The organism is Vibrio sp. 10N.247.311.51, from assembly GCF_041467855.1.
Taxonomy (GTDB): Bacteria; Pseudomonadota; Gammaproteobacteria; order Enterobacterales; family Vibrionaceae; genus Vibrio; species Vibrio coralliirubri.
Genome location: NZ_JBFSVK010000005.1, coordinates 137,607 through 154,523, shown reverse-complemented (window position 1 = coordinate 154,523; position 16,917 = coordinate 137,607). Strand labels below are relative to the sequence as shown.

The window sequence follows — 16,917 nt, the reverse complement described above, 5'->3', positions numbered from 1 at the left end:
TCAAGAATAACAGCGGTTCAGACAATGAACTGCTGTAGTAGTGATTATGACCCAAAGAAACGATTTTGATCCAAAAGCTTATAATCCCACATTCAACCGAAGTTTCCTAACGCCTAAATTTTGGGGAACTTGGTTAGGGGTTATTGCTGGCTTCCCTCTTGCAATATTACCTCTCAAAGCTCAAAAATGGCTTGCTAAAACCATTGCAGCTAAACTCGCAAAATCTCAAACCGGGCCTGCGCACCGCAGCCGTGTTAACTTTGAACTCTGCTTTCCAGAGAAGACATTTGAAGAGCGCGAAGCCCTGATTGAAAAAACACTGTTTACTGCATCGCTATTTTTCATCCGCTTTGGTTTATTGAGTTTAAAATCCGCTACCTGGCTAAAGAAGCGCTGTCATATCAAAGGCTTAGATATATTACAAGGCCACATTAACGCCAATGATAATGTCATATTGATGGTGCCTCACTCCTGGGCGATTGATGTACCAGCCATTCTTCTTGCGTCTATGGATATGCCAGTGTCTGCCATGGCAAAAAAACAAAAAAATGATGTTACTGATTGGCTTATGCACAAACAACGTGTTCAACACGGTGGCCGTGTATATGAGCGTTCTGGTGGAATAAAACCATTTTTGAAATCAATTCGTGATGGCTATGTCGGATACTACCTGCCAGACCAAGACCATGGCCCCGAACATAGTGTTTTTGTCGATTTTTTCGCGACAAGAAAAGCGACTCTGCCAGGCTTGGGGAAAATAGCGAAGCTATCTCGGGCAAAAGTTCTCCCGTTGTTTGCGTCAATGAATACCGAAGACGGCTCTTTTAATATCGAGATATTACCGGCTTTTGAACTCGATAAAGGCGAAGAGCAAGACGCAAGAACGTGTAATCAAGCTATCGAATATTTCGTTGGAGGCAAGCCTGAACAGTACATGTGGATACTTCAGCTTCTGCACTCTCAAGAAGATGGCAATAATTACTACAACCTCTTCAAACCAAGATACAAAACAGACTGGCGCATAAAGTAATGAAAAAGATCCTAATTATTGGTCCTTCATGGGTTGGCGACATGGTTATGTCTCAATCACTCTATATTGTATTGAAGAAGCTTCACCCTGAAAGCCAAATAGATGTGATTGCTCCTGGCTGGTGTAAACCAATCCTTGAACGTATGCCAGAAATACACCAAGCAATCGAGATGCCTATTGGCCATGGAGCATTTAATTTACTTGGTCGTCGAGAGATAGGTAAATCTTTGCGCGCAAATCAATATGACCACGCCTATATTTTACCGAAGTCTGCTAAGTCTGCCCTTATCCCTTGGTTTGCCAATATCCCACTGCGTACAGGTTGGAAAGGTGAAATGCGCTATGGCCTATTAAACGACCTGCGACCAAATATGAAGTCATTTCAATTCATGGTTGAGCGCTATGTTGCCCTAGCCTATACCGAAAAAGAGATGATTGACTCTTCATCATTGGGTGGCCTAGATACTCTTCCTCGCCCTCAATTATTAATTAATGAAACGGAACAAACAGCAACCATTGCCAAGTTTAACCTAGAGAATGACAGCTCAATTATTGGCTTATGTCCAGGTGCTGAGTTCGGCCCAGCCAAAAAATGGCCGGAAGAACACTACGCAGAGGTTGCTACCAACATGAGCCAAGCGGGCAAACAAATATGGCTATTTGGTTCTCAAAAAGACTTGGAAACTTGTAACAACATCAGAGCATTAGTACCTAAAGAGCTGCAATACCGTATTCATGTTTTAGCTGGTCAAACAAGCTTAATTGAAGCTGTTGATTTATTAGGTGCGTGTGACACCGTGGTTGCCAACGATTCAGGTTTAATGCACGTTGCTGCTGCAGTCGGTTGCAATGTCGTTGCGGTTTACGGTTCTACTTCTCCCAAATACACCCCGCCGTTGGCTGAGAAAGTCGAAATCGTCCATACTGACATCGACTGTCGCCCGTGCTTCAAGCGCGAGTGTGAATTCAAGCACCTGAAATGCCTTACTGAGCTATCTCCTAAGCAAGTGCTCGGTAGCATTCAAAAACTGGAAGCCATTTCGGTCAGCGCATGCTAGTCCGCATCCTTTATACAGCTGTGCTAACACTAGCAGCACCAATCTTGCTGTTTGGCTTATATAAAAATAAACCCAATAAGCCTAAGTTTGGTGCTCGCTGGAAAGAGCATTTTGGTTTCACTCCAAAGTTAGTCAGTGACGTATCTCCCATCTGGATTCATGCGGTCTCTGTTGGTGAAAGCATTGCCGCTGTACCTCTGATTAAAGAGCTAAAGAAACAAGCCCCTAACCAACCCATTTTGGTCACCACAACTACAAGCACCGGGGCTGAGCAAATCAAAAAGCTCGGCGATCTTGTTGAACACCGTTACATGCCTATCGACTTTAGCTTTGCTGTAAAAGGTTTCCTAAAAGCGATAAAACCAACACAGATGCTGATTATCGAAACCGAGCTTTGGCCAAATACGCTTAACGTGGTTAATAAAGCAGAGATTCCAATTACCGTCGTTAATGCTCGTCTATCAGAAAAGTCATGTAACAACTATGCCAAGGTTCAGCCACTATTTAATTTGCTGCATCCCTGCCTAACCAAAATACTTTGCCAAACTGAATCTGACGCTGCACGCTTCGAATGTTTAGGTGTAGATAAAAACAAATTGGCTATCACTGGTTCAATTAAGTTTGATATTCAAATTTCAGACGAAGTAAGAGAAAAAGGCAAAGCACTAAGGACTGAGCTTGGTGCAAACCGTCCTGTATGGATAGCGGCCAGCACTCATAAGGGTGAAGATGAACAGGTGTTGGATGCCCATCAGAAGGTTCTAGAGGCACACCCAAATGCACTTCTTATTATAGTTCCTCGCCACCCAGAGCGATTTGATAGTGTGTTTGAGCTGTGCCAAGCACAAGGCTTTGAAACCGTCCGCCGCACAAGTCAGTCATCACAGTCCGAATCAGCCCAAGTTTATCTTGGCGATACGATGGGAGAAATGTTGATACTAATTGGTGCTGCCGATATCTGCTTTATGGGTGGAAGCCTAATCGGAGATAAAGTAGGTGGGCACAATGTATTAGAGCCTGCCGCTTTAGGGGTGCCAATTATCACTGGACCGAGCTATTTTAACTTCCAGTTAATTATAGAAAAGATGCTTCGAAAAAAGTGCATTGCAATCTCGTTCTCAGACCTTAATTTAGACATAATTCGGCTGATTGAAAACCCAAAACCTCGAAGTCTAATGACTCAAAAGGCTTATTCAATAATAAGCGATAGCATTGGCTCTATCGATAAGACAGTCAAGTCATTGCAACTTTAAAATCTACAACTACCGATGAGGACATCATAGTGCTAACTTACGCGATAATACCCGCTCGTTCTGGTTCAAAAGGACTACCAGATAAAAATATCAAAGAGATTGATAACAAACCTTTGATTTCATACTCAATTGAATTTGCTAAAAGCATTACAGAAATCGACCGCGTATTTTGTAGTACGGATTCTAGTCATTATGCGGAGATTGCCAAACAGTATGGGGCAGAGGTTCCATTTCTTCGTAGTGAGCATGCAGCGGCAGATACTGCGATGGAACAAGACATTCTTGAAGATTTGCGCACATCATTTGAGCAGCAAGGCATTCCTGAACCGGACTTTATTGTATGGTTACGCCCAACGTTTGTTTTTCGCTCAAAATCAGACATCGATAATGCAATTCAGCTAATCAAAAATGATGTAAGTATTTCATCAGTGAGAACTGTTGTAGAATCAGAAAATAGGCTTTATGAGATAGAGAATCATAAGCTCAAAGCCTCATTTGATGATTTAGGCAAGTCAATGATGAGAAGACAAGACATGCCACAATCATACAAAGTATTCAGTACTGATGTGTTTAGGTTTAAAAACAATTCATTTAGGGAAGCATTCTTAGGTAGCAATGTTGTAGCTATAGAGTCCCATAAAATATGCGGTCTAGACATAGATGACCTAATTGATTTTCATATCGTAAAATCTCTAGTAGAAAATTCAAAGGAGCTTGTTAATGAGTTTTTGTCAAAAAATCGTTGATTTAATCAACCTAAACCTCGATAAAATCACCTCGCTTAAAGCGACCAAAATGGAAAAGGCAGATGGTAGTTTCGTATCAAAGGGGGATCTACTAGTTCAAGAATTAGTCTTTGAATATTGCAATGAGAACTTACCTGAGCATCAACTCATTTCTGAAGAGTTTGCGCCCTTCGACAATGCCGAATGGGATGAGTCCGCTTCTTTTGTAGTTTTAGACCCGATTGACGGTACTGAGAACTTTGTAAGTGGACTTCGTGAATGGGGTGTTGGTATATCTATTTATACCAACGGGATGCATCAGGAATCTTGCATCTATCTACCTGAACTAAGAGAAGTAGCTATAACCGGCCAACCATTAGAACGCTTTAATTCAAGAATTCATGGACTGTCCTCATCGCTTAACAAGCAAGATTTAGAAAAGCTTCCAGAAGGATTCGAATACAGAATTATAGGGTGCTCGATGTATAATATGCTTAGTGCGGTTAAGGGAAGCTATGCACGCTTTGAAAATGTGAAAGGGGTTAACTGTTGGGATGTATTACCTGGCTTAAACCTTGCTCTTGAACACAATGTTAAAGCATTTGTAGATGGTGTTCCGTATCAAGGGCAAATACTATTCCCTACAAAGAAATACAAAATTTTACTTGAGGCTTAATATGTCAAATATTACTGATGTACTCCGATATTTCGCTCTCACAGGCAAAAAGAAGATAGCGATCATCGGTAAAGGTCCGTCTTTAGATAACATAGACTTAACTAAGTTGGATGACTTTTTTATTGTAAATATCAACGACTCAGAGAAAGCACTAGCTGGTGATGTCGGCCTATATCATCAAGCTTGGGTAAATGATTATTTACAGAATAAAGGCGGAGAATGTCACTTCTATATTAGTTCTTATGAAGGCTCATTACCGGAAGGTAATTATGTAAAAGTAGAACATGTTTACGAAAACCCTGAACACGCCCGTCCACTTCAAGACCGATTCTTCGACTCAAAATTTATCATAGAAGATGCAACGGTAATATCTGCTCTGAAGCTAGCAAATATGTGTGCTGACCACGTGCGTGAAAAGCTAGATGTTTACCTTCTCGGATTTGATTTTTCTGTTTCTACGGGCTTTTCAAAAAAGTCAGGTGGTCACATTGAGTTTGGTGAACAAGATTATGTAGAGAGTCTGCTAAACAATCAAAAATCTTATTTAGAACTGATACTCTCTCATGAATCAGACTTATCGATAACAGTAAACCACGTGGGCGAAAAAAGTTTCAGCTCGATGAGTGACAAGCAGTTTAACTTTCTTATCGAAGGAGAGACTAACCTCAGCAAAGTATGCGCAAAGGACTCGTCTAATGACAGTTATAGGGGGCCCAATGCAGTAAAAATTGTAGCAGAAATCACGACAAACCATTTTGGCGATCTTGAATTACTCCAAAAGATGATAAAAGCAGCAGCGGAAGCAGGCGCTGATTACATCAAGCTGCAAAAAAGAGATGTCGAGACTTTTTATTCGAAGAAAGAATTGGAAAAACCTTACACTTCACCATTCGGTTCTACATTCAGAGACTATAGGCATGGTTTAGAGCTAGACGCTTTTGGGTTTAAAATGGTTGACAAGTGGTGTACAGAATATGGCATTAGTTGGTTTGCTTCCGTTTTGGATCTTCCTTCCTATGAATTTATGAAACAATTCGAGCCAGAGTTAATCAAGTTGCCATCGACGATCTCGGAACATACAAACTTCCTCAAGTCGGTAGCAAAAGACTTCAAAGGAGACGTGGTGCTTTCTACGGGTATGACCGATAAAAACTATGAGGAATTTATCCTCGAAGAGTTCAAAGCATGTAGACATTTATATCTGCTTCAATGCGTGTCGTCTTACCCAACAATGAATGAAGATGCGAATGTCTCTGTTGTTCGCCATTATCATAACCTGAGCAAATTACACCCTAAAGTCAAACCTGGCTACTCTAGCCACGATGTTGGCTCTTTGTGCTGTCAACTTTCAGTTGCGGCAGGTGGCTTAATGGTTGAAAAACATGTTAAGTATGGCAATACACCATGGGCTCACTTTGACAATGTAGCTATTGACATGCTCACAGGTAATTTCAAAAAGTTTGTCGATGATATGCGTTTGGCTGAACTTTGCTTGGGGAATGAAACAAAAAAAGTTTTGGCATCAGAGCATCATAAGTACCGAAAGTCTTAGATCTTTTCTTACTGCACTAAAACACTATGGCTAGCTAATATATGTATAATTTTAACGATTTATTCAATTTTGACCGACAACAAGCTGCAATATTTTTAATTGATACTGTTAAAAATGGTGAACTGAAACTAATACATCCAACCAAAAGCATAGTTACATATTGCCGCCAAAGCTCTAGATATAGAAAAGCAAACATTCTGCTTTTTTCTGATGAGAACTTACAAAATCACTGGTATTTAGTGCAGATCTATAACTTGGTTGATGGGTATATCTGTGATGGAGATGTATTTAATCCACTAGGTGCTGGCGAGTTATCAGAGCTGGAGAAACTACTTCAAGATACTAATGATTTTTTTGACTTAAAGAGTATGAATACTAAAGTTGAAGGCTTCCTCTTCTCGCAAGAGCGTCCATACCACTATATTTATGACCAATTTGTGAGTTATTTCTACCTATCAGAAATCGATAATATTGATGAGTACGCCTTTACAGATAAGTTCTGCTTTTATCGAGATCTCCCAAGTAATAAAGAGCTACTAATTGCAAATCAAAATGGTTGCTATTTATTTCCTTGCACGAAAGGAAGTCTTTACAATGATAAATCAGCAAAGTCGATGCACAGTTTTATCCGAAGTAACTCGGCCAAAATTGAGAGTAAAAGTTCATTAACCCTTTGGGTTGGCATCACAGCACAAAAGCGCTCATGGTTAGAACAAACAGATGGATTATGTAACATCGCAATAGAGCTATCCAAACACTATTCATCCATAACCGTGCTTGTCGATGGTTGGACTAGTCTTGCCGGTGGAATACCAGATAGCATAAAAGACATTGCCCGTGACAATGCCGTTTTTGATGCGATATCAACAAAACTAAGCTCGCACGACAAAGTTGAATTGGTAAACTTAATTGGTAAAGACTATAAATACAAAGTTGGTTACGCCTTAAGCGCTGATGCTTACATTGCTAACTCTGGAGCAGGAAGTATGGTTCCTCTAATGTTTGCTTCCAAAAAAGGGGTATTGCATTCAAATGGCCAGCTTTACACCTTTGAAAATGCATATGACCAAAGAACTATTCTTGTCCCAAAAAACAAGATTTATTCTGAAAAGAAATCTAAGGATAGTGGCATCTACTCTATAGATTGGAAAGTAATGTATAACCTGTTAGCAAGCCTACTTGAAATAGATGAGAGATTAACCGAAGTAACAGGCCATAGAAGCAAACACTATTTCAATATTAAGAAATTTATATTTAAGAAAAGTATTCAAATCGAAACATTCTTAAAAAAAATAAAATCTAAAATTTCTTAACCTTTTAAACAGCAATCTCGTATAATTTTACGAGATTAATTAGGTATCAGGAGCATTATTTTGAACCTTTTCTTGGTAACATCACCTTTTCAATACATATGTGCTGTCGAAGCAAGATCACACTATAAAACTGAAAATAATATTCTACTGCTTGTTGAGCAACCCTCTGAGCCTGGCCTAAGTCAACAAAAAAAATTGGTTAATGAAAACGACTGGGAACATGTAATAAAAATCCCAAGAAAGAATAGAACTCGAAATCTACCAAAAGTTATAAAAGAAATTTGGAAAATAACAAATAGAGAACAAATCAATAATTTTTTCCATGCTGAATATAATGGGTGGCGCACTAAGTTATTGTTACGCAACTTAAACATAGATAAAGAAGTATATTTTGATGATGGGACATTAACTCTCCATGAATATGAAACGTTAATAAGACCTAAAGTCCCTTATGAAAGAAAACGTTTACTGCAAGACTTCTTACTAAAATTAAGAGGTTGTAAACCTATTGGACTTTTGCCACAATCAAAAAAACTTGAAGTATTTACAATTTTTAATATACCAAACGCTCGACATAAAATAGTAAATAATAGCTTTTCATTTTTAAAAAGCTCTTACGGCTATCCTAATTTATATTCAAAAGATTCTCCTATAGGCTTCATAGGTCAAGGAGCTATAGGACATAAGAGAATGAAAACTATCGATGAATACATTTCAGAATTGAAGGCTTTTAAGAAAAATTACAATAAAGAAATTATTTACTTCCCCCATCGAACTGAGACCATAGAAATAAAAAACAGAATAATTGCGTTAGGTGGAATTACTTATCATGAAAGTGAATATCCATTGGAAATCGAATTAATAGACAAGAAAATAAAGCTATCTGGATTAGTGGGAATAAATTCAACAGCACAATATACCGCGATATTCATCTATGATGGAATGCCTATTTACAATATAGCATCAGAGTTAGATTTAAACTCTCCAAACACATCAATTATAACTAAAAGGGTATATAACACCTTTAAAGAAAGCGGTATTTTAGATATGAATTTATAATAAAAGCTCTCCCTTGGAGAGCTTGTAATTATTCTTTTATATGCTTCATTGCTAACGCAGTTCCAAAGGATAAGTCTTGACTTGCCTTCTTACCTATAACTTCGTCATAATACTTTGGCTCTAAACCGAACCCCGGACGTACACTGCGAATGTTGTCTTCAGTAAATAAATCACCTGCGCTTATATCTTGCGTAACATAAAGAGAGCGGCGAGCTCTAACATTTCCTCGTTCTGCTTCACTTCGTTCGTAACTTACTTTACCCAAAGCCTGCCATACCACCGATGTTGCTTTACAAAGTTCGGTCAATTCTTTAGGTTCAAGTGAAAAGCTATCATCAGGTCCTCCCCCGCTACGATCAAGAGTAACGTGTTTCTCGATAACGCATGCCCCCACGGCAACACTTGCTATCGCGGTAGTGTTATCTAATGTGTGATCAGATAAACCAGCAACAACATCAAAGCGAGAAGAAAAGTCCGGTATAGTCCTGAGATTATACTCTTCTGCAGGTGCAGGGTACCCACTTACGCATTGTAACAATACTATTTCATTACAACCGTTATCCCTTGCTGTATTTACTGCTGCTGTAACTTCTTCAAGAGTAGCCATACCAGTAGATATAATCATTGGCTTACCCGTTTTTGCAACACGTCGAATCAAAGGTAGATCTACAATTTCAAACGAGGCAATTTTATAAGCAGGAGCATCAAGCTCTTCTAGTAAGTCAACAGCTGTAAAATCAAAAGGCGAACTAAAGATTGTAATATCTAATTCCTTGGCCTTATCAAAGAGCAATTTATGCCAATCCCAAGGCATATGTGCATCTTTGTACAATTGATAGAGCGTTTGTCCGCCCCACAACCCGCCAATGATTTGAAAATCGTCCGTATCACAATCGAGGGTTATTGTATCAGCTGTATAACTTTGTAGCTTTATTGCATCAGCTCCAGCTTTCTTTGCCTCTTCCATTATTTTATAAGCACGATTAATATCGCCATTATGATTGGCTGATAGTTCAGCGATAATATATGGAGGATAATTTAAACCAATTTTCCTTCCAGCTATCGAAATACATTTACTCATAATTATTCACTAAGTTGTTAATATTATTAAAGAAGATATTTTCTAACTTTTCCTTGGTCAGGCACAAATCATCGCGAGATAATATATATTTTTTCACCTCTTCTTTTAACTCAACTGGCGAATACTCTGGATAATCAGTTCCTATTGTCAACTTTTTGTCTAAGGTTTCAAATAAGTAACCAACATCTAACGCAAGAGAGGACTTTCTAAAACGCATAAAAGTGAATGATAAGTCTAACATTGCATTAGGGTAATCACGTATGATTTCACCCGTTGCAAAGAGATCTGTATATCCACCATGCAAAAATACGAAATTTGTACCCGGACACAATTCACATAATTTAGCTATATGATAGTGCACCGTATTTTTTACAGGACCTACAGGTTTTCTTAAAATCGTACAGACGTAGACAATGAGACCTACAGACGCCGCTAATTTAGCAACCCTTTGTAACTGAGGGCTTTCTATGTCAATGCTACTAAAACGTGGATGAACCTTAATACCAACTGCACCGTATTGCTTCTTCAAGTTCAGTAATAAGCGCTTGATTTCGCAATCCGAACGTTGGAGCCACTCTTTTTTTACACTAAAGACTAACGAACAAAAAGGTAATTCTTTTTTAACAGTATTACCAATATAATCATAATCATCATCGGGCATGGCAGCTATTATAGCTTTTTCTACATGCCCGTCCTGATAATACCCTTTAAGCCTTGAATAGGACGCTACTTTATCTGTTTTATACCAAGATTCATCTTCTTTAATATGCGTCAAAGAATCAAAAAACCGTATCTCATTCAACACTGATCTTCACCTTTACAGATTCCTCAACTTTCCTGAGCAATTCTTCATATTTCAGCTGCGTTTTACCTTTCACCATAGCATATCCCATTCGATCAGCATCAGTAGTAGCCTGTTTCATCACCGTACCTTTTTCAAAAAGGCTCGCACTTTCTACATTTTCAATCGAAGGGATATAAAACTCTTCTAAAGTGCCTTCAATGCTCTCAAAAAAACGAATACAACTTGGTAAAACCTCTAACTTTGTTGGCGCATCTATATTATCGGAGAGTGAAAAATCGATGCTTGTTTTTAAATAAGGGTAGCCGGTACAAAACTCAATGTATTTTTCTGAAACGGCAAAGCCAGCTCCTCGCCCCGCAATCTCGACAATCCAAACTTGCTCGCACTCATCAACAATAACCTCGGCATGACTGACACCATTTCTGTATTCCAACAGCTTATGCCCTTTTGACACTGTATCAACAATTCTCTTTGACATAACGTCACTTAGGTTAGCTGAAGCTAGCTTGTTAGCCACAGTACCGTTTGTGCCGTGAACTTTATGCTTTTCAGTGATAACTAGAGGATAAGTCTGACCATCAACAACAATACTTTCGAGTGTGTATTCTTGCCCGTCAATGTAACGTTCAACAATGGCTTTTTTAGATTTAGAATAATCAGTAGCAAACTTAATAGCGTTTTCCAAAGCCTGCGCGTTAGGCTCCTTGATTACAGTGATCCCTCGACTTCCAGCTGAATCCACTGGCTTGACGATTACCGGTTCAAACTGTAAATCCACTGGAATTTCAAATCTCTTCTCCAAGTCAATAATGACAAATTCTGGGGAAAAAGGTTCTGAACTCCAAAAGCTTCTCTGTAATGACTTATCTGTAAGTTTTTTTGCCATTTCGAAGTTTAATCCAGGGAGGTCATAATGGTCTCGGATTAGAGCAGCAGATAATTGTCCAGCTTCACTAGCGATACATAGAACTCCTTTTGGAGAAATACCTTGTTTTTCAAAAAACTTAATGACTGCCCTTAGTGTTTTTTGCTCATCGGTTATATCTACAACTAAAGCCTCATCCGCAAGCTCTAGACCCTCAGCTTTATCATTGCCATCGACAGCTAAAGTTAGATAACCTCTTTTTTTTGTTGCCGTAATCGCAGCTAATTGCCAACGTCCAGCCCCAATATGTACAACCCATCTGGACATTGCTTATAACCCCTTGCAACTCTGAGAGATCGTCTTTACTGCATATTCGATATCAGCCAGACTCTCTGTTCCAAAAGACAATCGAATAAATCCATCTGTAGTGCGTCCGTATGCGCTACCGGGAACTACAGCAATATTATTCTTGTTAAGTAACTCTAAAGAAAACTCTTCAGAGGATTTTCCACTCTCTGAAATATCTACAAAGAAGTAAAAAGTACTAGAACCAGGCAATGTTTTTAGATCGTACTTTTTAAATAGTTCAACAACATGGTCACGCTTATTAAGAAGTTTTTCAATTTCTTTGGTGCATACTTTATGGATATCTCTCAAGTACTTCGCTAAATACATCTGTAATGGTGTTGGTGCGCAGGTTATTATGTGTTGGTTGAGCTTAACAACTTGTTTAACAAGCTCTCGATTAGCCACAAGATAGCCAACTCTCCAACCTGACATACCAAAGTTTTTCGACATAGAATTAACAACAATTAAGTTATCAAATTCATTAACCCAATTACATGCAGAAATAAAGCCACTATTTGAACGTACAAAATTACTGTATGCTTCATCTACGAGCACATAAATATCACGCTTTTTAGCTGCTTGAATTAGGTAACGTAAACCTTCTTCATCATAAACCCATCCAGCTGGATTATTAGGATTATTAATCACAACCAATTTACTATTTTCAGTAAAATAGTCTTCGAATTCATTAATAGATACTGTGTATGGAATATATGTAGTTTTAGCGGAACACAGAGTTGCCTGGTCCTCGTAACTTAGCCACGCAGGCTCATGTAGCAAAACTTCATCGCCATCGTTCAACACAGCTAGCATTGAAGCATAAGTTAAAACCTTTGAGCCCGCAGAGATAATTATGTTATCAATTATCAAATCTGAAACTTTATCAATCTCTTGCATGTAGCTCACGAGATTTTCTCGAAGTTCAGGCCAACCAATAGAATCCGAGTAATGATAGCCTCGGTCAAAATCGATAGTTTCAAAGCCAAAGTCTGGAATATCGAAAAAAGCTTCTCCCAAAGACAGAGTTATAACTTTTTCTCCATTCCTTTTTTTTTCATAGACTTCTTGATTAATTGCAATAGACTTTGCTTCTCTAAGCTGACTTAATTTACGGCTAAACATTGTTAAATACCTTTTCCAACTGTGTAATAAAACGCTCTACACCTTTTCCATCCACATAACATTGTGCTCTACAAGAATAATCGCTCAACAAAGCAGCATCATGACTAACTTCATAATACCTTGTGATGGCTTGCTCTACAGAGCATGCCAACCAAGCAATGCCTTCGTTATCCAAAAATCGACCAACTCGTAACTGATTATCCGCAATAGCGACTAATACACTAGGCACTCCCAAACAACAACGCTCCCAAGTAGAACCGCCAGGAGCTCCTATGGCTAATCGCGAGTTGAGGTATAGTTCTGCTATATTAGTGGGATTTACAAATAAGCGCCCATGGGGTAAAAATTGCATTAATCTTTCCACATTATTTTTATGTGAATTTATTGGCCCGATGATGACATCAACTTTTAATTTGTCTCGGTTGTCACTTTCTATGAGAAGTTCGAGGAGCTTTCCTGTGTAATTAAACTCATCACCACCACCCATAAATATAATAAGATCACGACGCCTAGCACCTATGGGAAGAGGAGATAAAGAAATAAACTCATCTCTTAACAAGATGTAAGAGCTACCCACCAACAACTTACAATCACTTGGAGTAAGTTTTTTATATTTGGTTGACCAACCGTCATATATGTTTTGATCAAGTAATAGATCTGCATCATGTTCTCGGTCTGCTAGATCATCAATAACTGCGATGTTTCTAACTGAACGTCTAAGTTTACTTTCCCACTCTATATCTATACCGTAATGGTCAACAATCAACCAATCAGCAATACCAAAATACTTCGTAATCACCTTTGAAGTTTCTAAAGCATCGCAATACGTTCCCCCCTTCAACCAATTACTATGCTTGAGATTAGAGCTGCTGGTTTCGTTTACCGACAAAGCAAAACTATCTACCTTACAGCCTGAATTTATTATTCTTTCTACAAATGTTGAGGGTATGTCATTCCCAATGAATAAAACATCATGCCCGAGTGAAGACGCTTTTGTTGCAATAGCCAAGCAACGCATAATATGTCCCATTCCAATCTCATTAGAACAATCTACTCGGATAGCAATTTTCAATTAACTTCCTTAAAAGCACTAAAGAGCTTTAAGGCAATATCCCAATCTTCAGGATTATCTATGTCAATCACCCTGTAGCGCGGTATCAAGTAAGGGATTGATTGTTCAGAAAATACAGGTATACCATCAAGAAATGACTCTGCTCTTCCCCAATAGAAAAGCCCAGTATCATGATAGCCCTCTTCTAAATCTTGAGATCGTGTATTTAGGTGTTCCGGTTGAAACATTTGGACACGATTCTCTTGATTAAGCTTTAGAGCTCTTTGGATAGGGTAAGCAAAGGAACAAACAGGAAAGCAAAAGTGTGCGTTTGATTCTTCAAGCTCTCTAAATGAACGACTAATATCGTTACTTGATATCAGTGGTGCTGTAGGGTAGATACAACATAAATACTTTACCGAATAGCCTTCGGACTCAAAGTACTTTAGAGCATGCTCAATAACTGCTGCTGTAGTTGCATAATCATCAGATAACTCACTAGGGCGAATGAAAGGCACAGCTGCACCATAGGATACAGCTACAGCTGCAATTTCATCATCATCTGTTGATACGATGACCTTATCGAAGCATCCAGATGCCAATGCGGCTTCTATAGAGTACGCAATGATCGGCTTTCCGTTAAAATCTTTAATATTTTTTCGTGGGATGCGTTTGCTACCCCCACGAGCCGGAATAATCGCTATTTTCATTATTCACCTTTTAGAATATCAGTTAATACTTCCACAACGGTATTCTGTTGCTCTTCCGTCATCCCATGGAACATAGGTAAAGAAATCGCTTCACAATAATACTGTTCTGACTCTGGGAAGTCACCTTCAGAGAAACCTAAGTCTTGATAGTAAGGCTGTATATGCACCGGGATATAGTGCAGATTCACACCAACACCGCGCTTGCGCAACGTATCAAACACTTGTGGGTGACTGAGCGATATGTCGTCCAGTTTCAAACGAATAACAAATAAGTGCAATCCCGAATAGGTATCAGGAAGCTGATAAGGCAGGATTAATGGCAGGTTCTCTAACCTAGTATAATAACCTTGTGCTAACTCATGACGAGCAGAAACAAACTCATTCAAGCGCTTCATTTGACTTACACCCAACGCAGCTTGCAGCTCGGTCATGCGATAATTGAATCCAAGATCAAGTTGTTGGTAATACCAACCACCGTGAGACTCACCACGCATCAACTCTGGATCACGCGTAATACCATGACTACGCAGCAACGCCATTTTATCAGAAAGTTCTTTACTATTAGTAAGAGCAGCACCACCTTCGGCAGTAGTCACAATCTTTACTGGATGGAAACTAAACACCGTGATATCTGAATGTTCGCAATTACCAATCGGTTGGTCTTGATATCGGCCGCCAATCGCATGCGAAGCATCTTCAATAAGCTTAAAGCCGTACTCTTTGGCTAACTTACCAATAGCGCCCATATCACATGGCTGCCCGCACAAATGCACTGGTACAACGACCTTTGGCAGCTTGCCTTCGGCTTTTGCTTTAATTAACTTCTCTTCAAGATGTTTAGGACACATGTTGTACGTCTTAGGATCAATGTCGACGAAATCTACTTGCGCACCGCAGTACAAGCCACAATTTGCTGATGCTACAAAAGTAATAGGAGATGTCCAAAGCCAATCTCCTTTGCCTAAACCCAAAGCGAGACTAGCAATATGTAGAGCAGAGGTTGCACTATTCACTGCTAACGCATACTGAGCACCAGTATGTTCTGTTAACGCTTTTTCAAACGCAGGAACTTGTGGTCCCTGAGTTAGGAAATCAGATTTAAGAACATCAACTACACTATCGATGTCTTGCTGACTGATATCTTGCTTGCCGTATGGAATCACTGTTTTACTCACACTGTAAATTTAGGGTCAACATGTTCTTTGATTAGGTCGCGTAGACCTTCAATCGTTTCCCACTCAGTATTGGTGCCTGAGTTGTATTTAAAGCCAAACGGCACTTTTTCAGCTTTATGATGGTCCATATACTCTTTTTCTGTATAAGTGAATGAAACAGAAGGTAGAATCGCGTAATAACGACCTAGATCAATCGTATTAAGAGAGTCAGTGTCAGTAATCATTTCTTCATGTAGCTTCTCACCTGGACGAATACCAACTACTTTTGTTTCAATTCCTGGAGCAATCGCTTCTGCGATATCTAAGATTTTATATGATGGAATTTTTGGTACGAAAATCTCCCCTCCTAGGTGGTTTTCCAGTGCATACATCACCATATTGACACCATCTTGAAGAGAGATATTAAAGCGGGTCATCTCTTCATGGGTAATCGGTAAAACGCCTTCTTCTTTCTTTTGCATGAAGAATGGAATAACAGAGCCACGAGAGCCCATCACATTGCCGTAACGAACTACACTAAAACGAATATCTTTCGAACCTTTAATATTGTTCGCAGCAGCAAACAGCTTATCTGAAGCCAGTTTTGTTGCCCCGTACAGATTGATTGGTGCACAAGCTTTATCGGTAGAAAGTGCTACAACATCTTTGACACCACACTTTAATGCAGCATTGATTACATTTTCTGCACCATCAACATTCGTTCTAATACATTCTGTCGGGTTGTATTCTGCTGTATCGACCTGTTTAATTGCCGCCGCGTGAATAATTACATCAACACCTTCACACGCCTGTATCATGCGCTCACGGTCACGCACGTCACCAATAAAAAAACGTAATTGAGGAAAGTCCTTGTGTGGATATTGCTGCTTGATTTCAAACTGCTTCAGCTCATCACGAGAAAAGATAATGATCTTTTTTACTTCAGAGTAACGCTCTAAGATTGTTTTAATAAACTGCTTGCCAAATGAACCCGTGCCACCTGTGATTAGGACCGTTTTTGAATTCAACATAATATTGTTCTTCTCCGCTCAGGCCTAAAGCCTGTACCTCAAATAGTATTGGATGATAATTGCGATATGCTAGCACTTCCCCCC

At 39.2% G+C, this 16,917-nt stretch carries 16 protein-coding genes; 8 read left to right on the top strand and 8 right to left on the bottom strand.

All coding sequences use genetic code 11. The annotated features are described in order from the left end of the window. Positions 1-43: 43 nt before the first annotated feature. Genes lpxM through AB6E85_RS06865 form a run of 8 tightly spaced genes read left to right on the top strand, consistent with a single transcriptional unit; the run spans position 44 to position 8,666 of the window. Positions 44-1,030, top strand: coding sequence for a lauroyl-Kdo(2)-lipid IV(A) myristoyltransferase (gene lpxM, locus AB6E85_RS06900; protein WP_372142061.1), 987 nt, complete (start codon positions 44-46; stop codon positions 1,028-1,030). Next, complete coding sequence (waaF, locus tag AB6E85_RS06895; protein ID WP_372141983.1) at positions 1,030-2,088, top strand: lipopolysaccharide heptosyltransferase II; 1,059 nt, start codon at positions 1,030-1,032, stop codon at positions 2,086-2,088. Before lpxM ends, waaF begins: the two co-directional genes overlap by 1 nt. Next, a complete protein-coding gene (waaA, locus tag AB6E85_RS06890; RefSeq protein WP_372141981.1) occupies positions 2,082-3,341 on the top strand; it encodes a lipid IV(A) 3-deoxy-D-manno-octulosonic acid transferase in 1,260 nt (419 codons plus the stop codon). The genes waaF and waaA overlap by 7 nt, the downstream gene beginning before the upstream one ends. Positions 3,342-3,370: 29 nt before the next feature. Next, on the top strand, positions 3,371-4,087 hold the full coding sequence (locus tag AB6E85_RS06885; RefSeq protein WP_372141979.1) for a cytidylyltransferase domain-containing protein: 717 nt from the start codon (positions 3,371-3,373) through the stop codon (positions 4,085-4,087). Further along, positions 4,062-4,742: an inositol monophosphatase family protein gene (locus AB6E85_RS06880; RefSeq protein WP_372141977.1), complete on the top strand. Its 681-nt coding sequence runs from the start codon at positions 4,062-4,064 to the stop codon at positions 4,740-4,742. Before AB6E85_RS06885 ends, AB6E85_RS06880 begins: the two co-directional genes overlap by 26 nt. A 1-nt stretch (position 4,743) precedes the next feature. After that, complete coding sequence (locus AB6E85_RS06875; RefSeq protein ID WP_372141976.1) at positions 4,744-6,294, top strand: N-acetylneuraminate synthase family protein; 1,551 nt, start codon at positions 4,744-4,746, stop codon at positions 6,292-6,294. Positions 6,295-6,335: 41 nt separating this feature from the next. Continuing rightward, positions 6,336-7,607, top strand: a complete 1,272-nt coding sequence (locus tag AB6E85_RS06870) for a hypothetical protein (RefSeq protein ID WP_372141974.1) — start codon at positions 6,336-6,338, stop codon at positions 7,605-7,607. A 60-nt stretch (positions 7,608-7,667) separates the two neighbouring features. After that, positions 7,668-8,666: a glycosyltransferase 52 family protein gene (locus AB6E85_RS06865; RefSeq protein WP_372141972.1), complete on the top strand. Its 999-nt coding sequence runs from the start codon at positions 7,668-7,670 to the stop codon at positions 8,664-8,666. A 28-nt stretch (positions 8,667-8,694) separates the two neighbouring features. On the opposite strand, the gene pseI is transcribed toward AB6E85_RS06865, so the two are convergent. Genes pseI through pseB form a run of 8 tightly spaced genes read right to left on the bottom strand, consistent with a single transcriptional unit; the run spans position 8,695 to position 16,833 of the window. Further along, positions 8,695-9,747: a pseudaminic acid synthase gene (pseI, locus tag AB6E85_RS06860; RefSeq protein WP_248873024.1), complete on the bottom strand. Its 1,053-nt coding sequence runs from the start codon at positions 9,745-9,747 to the stop codon at positions 8,695-8,697. Continuing rightward, positions 9,740-10,552 (bottom strand): amidohydrolase family protein, encoded by an 813-nt coding sequence (locus AB6E85_RS06855; RefSeq protein WP_248873025.1) that lies wholly within the window; start codon positions 10,550-10,552, stop codon positions 9,740-9,742. Before AB6E85_RS06855 ends, pseI begins: the two co-directional genes overlap by 8 nt. Further along, positions 10,542-11,744: an acetyl-CoA carboxylase biotin carboxylase subunit family protein gene (locus AB6E85_RS06850; protein ID WP_372141970.1), complete on the bottom strand. Its 1,203-nt coding sequence runs from the start codon at positions 11,742-11,744 to the stop codon at positions 10,542-10,544. Before AB6E85_RS06850 ends, AB6E85_RS06855 begins: the two co-directional genes overlap by 11 nt. Before the next feature lie 3 nt (positions 11,745-11,747). After that, a complete protein-coding gene (locus tag AB6E85_RS06845; protein WP_372141969.1) occupies positions 11,748-12,887 on the bottom strand; it encodes a pyridoxal phosphate-dependent aminotransferase in 1,140 nt (379 codons plus the stop codon). Next, positions 12,880-13,959, bottom strand: a complete 1,080-nt coding sequence (gene pseG / locus AB6E85_RS06840; protein WP_372141968.1) for a UDP-2,4-diacetamido-2,4,6-trideoxy-beta-L-altropyranose hydrolase — start codon at positions 13,957-13,959, stop codon at positions 12,880-12,882. Before pseG ends, AB6E85_RS06845 begins: the two co-directional genes overlap by 8 nt. Continuing rightward, entirely contained in the window at positions 13,956-14,648 is a 693-nt protein-coding gene (gene pseF, locus AB6E85_RS06835; protein ID WP_372141966.1) for a pseudaminic acid cytidylyltransferase, read from the bottom strand. The genes pseG and pseF overlap by 4 nt, the downstream gene beginning before the upstream one ends. After that, the gene (gene pseC, locus AB6E85_RS06830; RefSeq protein ID WP_372141964.1) at positions 14,648-15,823 is read right to left on the bottom strand and encodes a UDP-4-amino-4,6-dideoxy-N-acetyl-beta-L-altrosamine transaminase; all 1,176 of its coding nucleotides are present in this window, start codon (positions 15,821-15,823) and stop codon (positions 14,648-14,650) included. Before pseC ends, pseF begins: the two co-directional genes overlap by 1 nt. Further along, on the bottom strand, positions 15,820-16,833 hold the full coding sequence (pseB, locus tag AB6E85_RS06825; RefSeq protein ID WP_372141963.1) for a UDP-N-acetylglucosamine 4,6-dehydratase (inverting): 1,014 nt from the start codon (positions 16,831-16,833) through the stop codon (positions 15,820-15,822). Before pseB ends, pseC begins: the two co-directional genes overlap by 4 nt. Positions 16,834-16,917 lie beyond the last annotated feature (84 nt).